10 protein-coding genes and 1 pseudogene are annotated in these 7,975 nt (G+C 31.8%); 9 read left to right on the top strand and 2 right to left on the bottom strand.

What is annotated here, in order from left to right; translation table 11 throughout:
- The first annotated feature begins 464 nt into the window (after window positions 1-464).
- Complete coding sequence (locus tag JCM14822_RS17155) at window positions 465-707, top strand: hypothetical protein (protein ID WP_054743711.1); 243 nt, start codon at window positions 465-467, stop codon at window positions 705-707.
- Between the two features lie 58 nt (window positions 708-765).
- Complete coding sequence (locus JCM14822_RS22800; RefSeq protein ID WP_054743709.1) at window positions 766-1,038, top strand: hypothetical protein; 273 nt, start codon at window positions 766-768, stop codon at window positions 1,036-1,038.
- Between the two features lie 460 nt (window positions 1,039-1,498).
- On the opposite strand, the gene JCM14822_RS17145 is transcribed toward JCM14822_RS22800, so the two are convergent.
- Window positions 1,499-1,927 (bottom strand): IS110 family transposase, encoded by a 429-nt coding sequence (locus JCM14822_RS17145; RefSeq protein WP_054743708.1) that lies wholly within the window; start codon window positions 1,925-1,927, stop codon window positions 1,499-1,501.
- Window positions 1,928-2,404: 477 nt separating this feature from the next.
- Between JCM14822_RS17145 and JCM14822_RS17140 the strand changes: the two genes are divergently transcribed.
- The 7 genes and pseudogenes from JCM14822_RS17140 to JCM14822_RS25250 all read left to right on the top strand — a co-directional run.
- Entirely contained in the window at window positions 2,405-2,752 is a 348-nt protein-coding gene (locus JCM14822_RS17140) for a gamma carbonic anhydrase family protein (RefSeq protein ID WP_306307376.1), read from the top strand.
- A 9-nt stretch (window positions 2,753-2,761) separates the two neighbouring features.
- A complete protein-coding gene (locus JCM14822_RS22795; RefSeq protein ID WP_054743704.1) occupies window positions 2,762-3,040 on the top strand; it encodes a metallophosphoesterase family protein in 279 nt (92 codons plus the stop codon).
- A gap of 5 nt (window positions 3,041-3,045) precedes the next feature.
- Window positions 3,046-3,198, top strand: a complete 153-nt coding sequence (locus JCM14822_RS22790; protein WP_278287249.1) for a metallophosphoesterase family protein — start codon at window positions 3,046-3,048, stop codon at window positions 3,196-3,198.
- A 47-nt stretch (window positions 3,199-3,245) separates the two neighbouring features.
- On the top strand, window positions 3,246-4,310 hold the full coding sequence (hydE, locus tag JCM14822_RS17130; RefSeq protein WP_330377659.1) for a [FeFe] hydrogenase H-cluster radical SAM maturase HydE: 1,065 nt from the start codon (window positions 3,246-3,248) through the stop codon (window positions 4,308-4,310).
- 39 nt (window positions 4,311-4,349) lie between these two features.
- The gene (locus JCM14822_RS17125; RefSeq protein ID WP_054743702.1) at window positions 4,350-5,075 is read left to right on the top strand and encodes an HAD-IB family hydrolase; all 726 of its coding nucleotides are present in this window, start codon (window positions 4,350-4,352) and stop codon (window positions 5,073-5,075) included.
- Between the two features lie 234 nt (window positions 5,076-5,309).
- Window positions 5,310-7,430, top strand: coding sequence for an N-acetylmuramoyl-L-alanine amidase family protein (locus JCM14822_RS17120; RefSeq protein ID WP_054743700.1), 2,121 nt, complete (start codon window positions 5,310-5,312; stop codon window positions 7,428-7,430).
- 67 nt (window positions 7,431-7,497) lie between these two features.
- Window positions 7,498-7,581, top strand: a pseudogene (locus JCM14822_RS25250) (hypothetical protein); the annotation flags it as partial.
- Between the two features lie 44 nt (window positions 7,582-7,625).
- Here JCM14822_RS25250 and JCM14822_RS22140 read toward each other — a convergent pair.
- Window positions 7,626-7,949 (bottom strand): hypothetical protein, encoded by a 324-nt coding sequence (locus tag JCM14822_RS22140; protein WP_242861547.1) that lies wholly within the window; start codon window positions 7,947-7,949, stop codon window positions 7,626-7,628.
- Window positions 7,950-7,975: the final 26 nt, after the last annotated feature.

The following is a 7,975-nucleotide window of genomic DNA, read 5'->3' as shown; positions in this document are numbered from 1 at the left end:
TTAAAAAGAAATCTTTTAGATTTTCAATTTTATGGACAGAATAATATTTGAACTCTGACATATGATGTCCCTTTATTTTTGTAATGTAAGGGTAAGATATCATATGATTGGAGCGTATGCTACTTGTAAATTTAACTAGCACAACTCGTTATAATAAATAAGATTAGCCCACAAAAAGGCTAGTTTTTAAAACTACTTTACATTATTATGGTATAATTAAGCAAAAAATAAAGGGGATAATTTTATGTTTCGTAAAAAATACAGTCCAACAACTTAATCTTGGGAATCCAACAATTAATCTACCTAAATATCTTCGTAAAAATCTTGAGAAGAGTGGGGCTACCCCTTTTAATAAATATACTTTTTATAACTTTAGAACAAGAGTCTTGGAGTATGAAAAGAAAACAGGTAGAGACTTGATAAAATAAGAAATAGAAGCTCTTGCTGCGCTTATTGAAACAGAGATGAAACTTGATGGCAAAATGCTTCGTATGGATTCTATGATGATAAGTTCATCTTGTAAGAAACTGTTCCATATTGAATTAGTCTACACTGTTAATCTAAAACTTATAAAAGCACTCAATAAGATCAATCCCAAGCTTGTTCCAGAGGAATTAAAGTGTTATTTAGAAGAAGGATACAAGAATGAAACAATCTATAGAACACGTGATAAAGATGCTACAACTAAGTTAGAATGGGGCTGTTAGGACATTCCATCATTTTAAAAGAGACATGTTCAAAATATGATACTCAGATTTTATTTTAATGCCATCCCATTATGAGCCTTGTGGTACAATACAGTTAATAGCTATGCGTTATGGAACTATACCTATTGTTAGAGCGACAGGTGGTTTAAAAGATACCGTTGTTGATTATACAGAAGATCTAGAAAATGGGTTTGGATTCAAATTTAAACCGTTAAATTGTTGGGTAATGCTATATTGTAGTAGACAAGCTTTAGCAGTATATGGCAAAAAGAGAAGTGGTAAAGCATTGTACGTAGAGCAATGCAAGTGCCTAAGTCATGAGAAATATTAATTAAGGAATATATAGAACTATACAATGAATAAAGGTGATTTACATCTTTCAACTTTTATTTGTAAAGAAAGTTAAGTATACTAAAGTTATAATATACTTTATTAGAATTTATAAATAAGACCAGCTATAAAAAGTAAATAGTTTAGTTAAAAAAAGTTTTGTAGCTGAAAAATGGTATTGAAAACAAAGGGATAGTATTTGGCTATTTCTATCTCTAATACTAATAGTAAAGGTTTAGGACATTGGAGTATAAGGTTGATTTCATTGGCTTTATCACTACCTAAACGACCTTTACTAGAACTATTAAGGATGGAAATAAGTTTTTCAGTATCCAAGAATTTCTTCAGGTGTACATGATGAAGAGAGAAGTTTAAGAGATGATTTACCAAATGTATCTGAAAACAAACGTGCATACTCAGGGAATACTTGCTCTAATAATGATATCGTTTTACGTTTTAAATCAGCAATAGTATAGTCTGAAGCGAGAAAGATTTCTAAAGGCAAGCATGTCCTCTTCAGCTAAAGAAGTGGTAGTAAAGCGACTAAAACGAATAACTTCAGCAATAATAAAAGCATTAATGGAATTATTTTTAGATTGACGTATGTACATGTTTCTAAAGCTATCAGATTGAATAGGATTAATAACATTAATCTCAAAACCCTCTTGTACAAATCTTGAGTAAAGAGGAAGCAAATAGTAGCCAGTAGCTTCCATACCAATAACAACAGGTAAGTTATTAGTGTTAATGGATTTAATCTTATTGATAAGTGTTTCAGCACCTTTATGAGAGTTATTGATTATAAAAGATTTAGTTAAAGTATCACCTTTAGAATCAATAATAATTGCATTATGTTTGTTTTTAGCAACATCAATACCAACAATAATCATCAGTTACATCTCGAAATAATAAAAGTTAATAATAGTGTAGTTACCACAGTGCTTTATGTGTTACAATCTCGTTAGACATATGAAGAGATAGAAAGACTATCCAACATCCAGCTCATTAGTAAAATCACATAAAGTAGTGGAGTCACTCTTAGTTACGAGAATAAAATCTCACAAGATTACATGTAATTATAACATAGAATAATTGTTAACCGATAATCTAGAAAGAACTTCTAGTTTGGTTAAGATATGAATTAAAAAATGAAATAATAATGTTCTATGCATGACATTATTATACGAGGAGAAAGCAAATGATAAAAAAAATTTAAAGAGTTTATACCTGAAATTGAAGAGACGACATTTATAGCTGAAAATAGTACTATTGTAGGACAAGTAGAAATTCATAAGCAATGTAGTATTTGGTACGGTGCTGTTTTAAGAGGAGATGAATCACTTATTCAAATTGGTGAAAAAAGTAATGTGCAAGATAATTGTGTACTACATGGTAGCAAAGGACATCCTACAATTATAGGAAAAGGTGTAACTATAGGGCATAGTGCTATTGTACATGGTGCAGAAATAGGTGATTATACTTTGGTAGGTATGGGGAGTACCATATTAGATGGTGCAAAGATAGGAAAGAATTGTATTATTGGTGCTAATAGCTTGGTTACAGGTAAAACAAATATAGGAGATGGAATGATGATTTTAGGTTCTCCGGCAAGGGTTTTTAAAAAGCTTACTAAGGAGCAAATAGAATCTTTATATATGTCAGCTGAGCACTATGTAAATCAAAGTACAATTTATAAAAATGAAGTTAAAGAATAGGTAGAGAAAATGCGACTTGGGATTATATCAGACACTCATAATATATTAAGAGAAGAAGTGGCAGAGTATCTAAAAACATGTGATTTAATTTTACATGCAGGTGATTTGTGTAAATTGGAGATATTAAATCAGCTTAAAGGGATTGGGACAGTTTATGCTGTTAGAGGAAATAATGACAAAGGTGAATGGGCCATGAAGATACCAAAGCAAATGATTATAGAACTAAAAGGGTATAAGATAGGTATGGCGCATGAAAAGAAGGATTTAACACAAATAAGGGGCATATAGATGTAATGATTTATGGACATTCACATCAATATGCAGCATATAAGGAGGAATATATACAGTATATTAATCCAGGCAGTTGTGGTAGAAAGCGATTTAATTTACCTTTAAGTTTTGTGAGTTTAGATATTGAAGAAGGAAAAATGAAGATCACAAAATAGATTTATAGAGTCAATATAAAATAATAAAAATATAATAGGAGAATGATATGGGGACAGAAATAAGGGATTTAATAGAAAAGCTATATCAAACTAGTTTATTAGAGGAGAAGGAATTACTTTATTTACTACAAAATTATTCAAAAGAAGCAGCTTTATTATTGGCACAAAGAGCTAATGAAATTCGTCTTAAACATTATGGTGATAAAGTTTATTTAAGAGGACTTATAGAATTTTCGAATTATTGTCATAGGCATTGTAAATATTGTGGCATTCGTAGTGAAAATGATAAAGTAAGTCGTTATCGTTTATCAGAGGATGAAATTATAAATTGCATTGATATGGGTTATCAATTAGGATATCGTACAGTGGTTTTACAAGGCGGAGAAGATATTTATTATACAGATGATAGAATCGTAGCGCTTTTAGAACGAATAAAAGAAAAATGGCCTCAGATTGCTATTACCTTATCTATTGGAGAAAAATCGTATGCAGCTTATAAACGTTTCTTTGAAGCTGGGGCTGAGCGTTATTTACTACGTCATGAAACGGCCTGTGAAACACTTTATAAATCTTTGCATCCACATATGAGTTATGATAATCGTATGCGTTGCTTAAGAGATCTAAAAGAAATAGGCTATCAAGTGGGTACAGGCTTTATTGTAGGTTTACCAGGTCAAAATGCACAGCATTTAGTGGAAGACTTAATGTTTATTAAGTCCTTTAAGCCACATATGGTAGGCATTGGTCCATTTATGCCTCAAAAGGACACGCCACTTGGAAATATGCCAGCAGGTACAGCAGATATGACGACCTATTTGATTTCGATTTTAAGGTTACTACAAGGTGATTTATTATTACCAGCAACGACTTCTTTAGGCAGCATTGATCCACTGGGAAGAGAAAAAGGCTTAAAAGCAGGTGCTAATGTAGTGATGCCCAATTTATCTCCAATAGAAGTAAGAGATAAATATGCCCTTTATGATGGTAAAATTTGTACAGGTGATGAGGCAGCACAATGTAGAAAATGCATTGAAAAGCGTATTGAAAAATCTGGATACAAAGTAGATATGGGACGTGGTGACCATAAAAATTTTATTGCTAGTATAAAATAAATGGGGTATAATATCCTTTAAAAAACATGGAGGTGGCCTATGACACAGCAAGCAGCATTTTTTGACATTGATGGAACTATTTATCGTGAAGGTCTTATAACGGAAGTTTTTAAGAAACTTGTAACATATGAATTAATTGATGGGAGCAAATGGTATAATGAAGTAAGGCCAGCCTTTTTAAATTGGGATAAGCGCATAGGTGATTATGATACGTACTTATTAAAAATGGTGGACATTTATACAGAAGCAGTTCAAGGAATTAGTGGGGAACAATTAGCTTATGTGGCCAAAAGAGTGATTGAGCAAAAAGGAGACCGTGTATATACCTTTTCAAGAGAACGCATTAAATGGCATAAAGCACAAGGGTATAAGGTAATTGCTATTTCGGGTTCCCCTTATGAACTTGTAAAAGAAATGTCTCAAAAATATGGTATGGATGACTTTAGAGGAACCATTTATCAAAGAGATGAAAAAGGGAAGTTTAGTGGAGAAGTTATTCCAATGTGGGATGCAGTAAGTAAAAGAAGTGCCATTTTAGATTTAGCCGTTAGATATAATCTAGATTTATCACAATGTTATGCTTATGGCGATACAGCTGGAGATTTAACCATGCTAAAAATGGTAGGTAATCCTTATGCTATTAATCCAACAAGAGAATTAATTAGTAAATTAAAAGAAGAGTCATTAGAAGATAAAGTACAAGTTATTGTAGAACGCAAGGATGTTACTTATCGTTTGAAGTTAAATGAGTTAGATTTAGTTTAGATCAAGTAAAAGATGCAGTGAGAGTTACTGCGTCTTTTTAGTGATAATAAATATATTACAAAAGTATTAAAAACATTGATAAAAAATTAAATATATATTAATGAACAAAAAGATACATATAAGTACAAATAAATGCTAGTCAATGCATGTAGCAGATTTTAAAAAAATAAATTGTAACATTTTAGAGGATTTGGTATAATGAATTTGCAAAGGACGACTAGGAGGAAAGACAGCATGAGACAAAAAATGGGGGCACTTATTTTAGGGATGAGCCTAGTGATGAGTATGCCGGCGTATGGTAAGAGTATGCAATTAGTTTATGATGGAAAAATGCATTATTATGATTATCCGTCGATTTCGTTATATGTAAATAATAATCAGATCGAAACAAAGGCAATGGAACCTGTATCAATTGATGGGCGTGTTTTGGTACCAGCTAGAGAAGTATTCGAACCATTAGGAGCAAATGTGCAATGGGATCCAGGTGCGAAGAAAGTCATTATTGATTATAAAGACATTACAATGATTTTAACGGCTAATGAGACAGATGTGCGACTTAATCAGGAGATTGTACAATTAGATGTACCAGCCAAAATTATTAATGATAAAGTAATGATTCCAATTCGTTTTGTAAGTGAGACATTAGGATTTGATGTAAATTGGATTGGTAGTACATATAGTGTATATATTAATGATGGCAATAATAGTGGGAATAATAGCGCCAATAATGGTGGCAGCAGCAATAGCAGTAATAATGCTGTAGTTGAGATTTTGGATGATAAAAATACATATGCTGTGCCAAATTATGCAGCAGGTCAAATCGTAGGGCAGACTTATAAAGGTGGGGTAAATAATCATAAATTAAGTATTTCTTCAAAAAACTATAGTACAGCTGGAGTAAACAGCGTTAATGTAGTAGAGGCAAATAATAAGGCAGTTACAACAATTAAATTAGATAGTGCCCTTTCAGATGCACAAATTAGTGTAGCAAATGGGAAGGTAATTGTGGACCTTAAAAATACTAAGAGTAATTTAAACAGTACAATTACACCAAATAGCAATACATATGTTGGACGCATTCGTACAAGTCAATTTACAAGTGATACAACACGTGTTGTATTTGATTTAAAGTCAGGTGCATTTGTAAATGTATATACAGATAATAAACGTAAAGACCTTGTTATTGAAATGCAAAAACAAAATACAGAGGAAATTACAGTAAGTAAAACTTCAAGCTATGATGCTGTATTTTTAAAAGATTTATTTAATGAGCAAATAAGTGTGAGTGAAAGCAGTAATCAGATTATATTTAAAGTAAAAAATAGCTATCTAAATGAAACAAAAATTCTTCAAAATTTAAATACAAATTATATTAATAAAGTAATTCTTACACCAGAAGGTAATGATTTGGTAGGAAGAATATACTTAAATAAAGAGTGTACTTATGATTTGGAAACTAGTACAAGTGGGATAACACTTAAAATGACAAAATTACAAGCAAGTGCTGTAGCTTATAATGGAGACGGTAACATTTATCTTAATAAAGAAAGTGGCATTATTAAAAATAGCTTAAGCTTTACAGATAATTATAGAGAACGTCAAATTGTTGTAGATTTAGGTGACGATTATAGTGATTACTTTATCACAAACACACTTACATTCAGTGATGATAAAGTTACAAAGATTGAAGTGACAAATGAAGGGACGACAAAGCTTAAAATTACAACACCTACAGTACAAGCTTTTAATGTGTCAGAAACAAATAATATGGTACGCATTGAACTTGTAAAACCAAGTGAAAAATATGATAAAATTGTAGTCATTGACCCAGGTCATGGTGGCTCAGATGCAGGGGCTTTAGGTAATGGGTTAAAAGAAAAAGAAATTAACTATAAACATGCTATGGGTGTATATCTCTTACTCGAAGAAGACCCAAATATTAAAGTCTATACAACAAGAGCTTCAGATGTATATCCAACATTACAGTTTAGAACACAACTTGCCAATGAAATAGAGGCAGATTTATTTGTGAGCTTCCATAATAATTCAGCTGGGGCTGCGGCTAATGGTAGTGAAACATTATATTATCCAAGTGTAACGAATACGACAAGTAAAGAGATGGCACAAATTGTACAAAATAATATTATTAAATATTGTGGTACAAGTAATAGAGGGATTAAGCCACGTGCAGATCTTTACGTACTTCGTACAAGTAATATGCCAGCTATTTTAATAGAAGCAGGATTTATTAGTAATCCATCAGAAGCTAATCTTATTAATTCTAAAAGCTTTATTAATCAATTTAGTAAGGCAGTTTATGAGGGAATTATAGCAAGCTTTGAACTTTTAAATTAATTATGATAATGATGAAAAGAACCTATTCCAAATTTGGAAGGGGTTCTTTTTATAGTGTGCCAAGCGAGCTGATCGCATTAAGTGTTTATTATGGGAGGAAGATGGCTTTTTACTTATTTACAAACGCATTACCTTCCATTCAGCTATTTTTGAAGTTGAAGAACATCATGTATCTGTTTATGCTGGAAAAATAAATCAAGCTACCTGTAATATAAGGAAATTTTTCTTTAAGCTCATGAATTCTAAGAATAGCCTTGTCATTAAGCATTCTAGGTCGACCTCTATCACTACGTGGCTTAGGAATAAGTGCCTCAAAGCCACCATGTTTGTAGTCAAGATACCAGTTTTTAAAAGTATCAGCTGCAAAACGTTCAGTTTTTCCAGTGGGTAAAAGATGCTCATGTTTAGCAAGTTCTCTAAAAAGTAGGATTTAGAGGGCCCTTCATACGTATTATTGACCACAGGTGCAATGAGGGAAAACTTAAAAAGTGCTATTTCACGAAGTGTTTTTTCGTCCATAACTAGCCTCCTATTGATGTGATTTA

Origin of the sequence: Cellulosilyticum ruminicola JCM 14822 (genome assembly GCF_001311925.1) — a bacterium.
In the GTDB taxonomy this organism is placed as follows: Bacteria; Bacillota; Clostridia; order Lachnospirales; family Cellulosilyticaceae; genus Cellulosilyticum; species Cellulosilyticum ruminicola.
The sequence above is the reverse complement of the archived record's forward strand: the minus strand, read 5'-3'. Positions and strand labels throughout refer to the sequence as shown.

Bases quoted from the DNA above. Each gene is read 5' to 3' on its own strand.
- JCM14822_RS17155 (WP_054743711.1), top strand. From the start codon at position 465: ATGAAACTTGATGGCAAAATGCTTCGTATGGATTCTATGATGATAAGT.
- JCM14822_RS22800 (WP_054743709.1), top strand. From the start codon at position 766: ATGCCATCCCATTATGAGCCTTGTGGTACAATACAGTTAATAGCTATG.
- JCM14822_RS17145 (WP_054743708.1), bottom strand. From the start codon at position 1,927: ATGATTATTGTTGGTATTGATGTTGCTAAAAACAAACATAATGCAATT.
- JCM14822_RS22795 (WP_054743704.1), top strand. From the start codon at position 2,762: ATGCGACTTGGGATTATATCAGACACTCATAATATATTAAGAGAAGAA.
- JCM14822_RS22790 (WP_278287249.1), top strand. From the start codon at position 3,046: ATGATTTATGGACATTCACATCAATATGCAGCATATAAGGAGGAATAT.
- hydE (WP_330377659.1), top strand. From the start codon at position 3,246: ATGGGGACAGAAATAAGGGATTTAATAGAAAAGCTATATCAAACTAGT.
- JCM14822_RS17125 (WP_054743702.1), top strand. From the start codon at position 4,350: ATGACACAGCAAGCAGCATTTTTTGACATTGATGGAACTATTTATCGT.
- JCM14822_RS17120 (WP_054743700.1), top strand. From the start codon at position 5,310: ATGAGACAAAAAATGGGGGCACTTATTTTAGGGATGAGCCTAGTGATG.
- JCM14822_RS22140 (WP_242861547.1), bottom strand. From the start codon at position 7,949: ATGGACGAAAAAACACTTCGTGAAATAGCACTTTTTAAGTTTTCCCTC.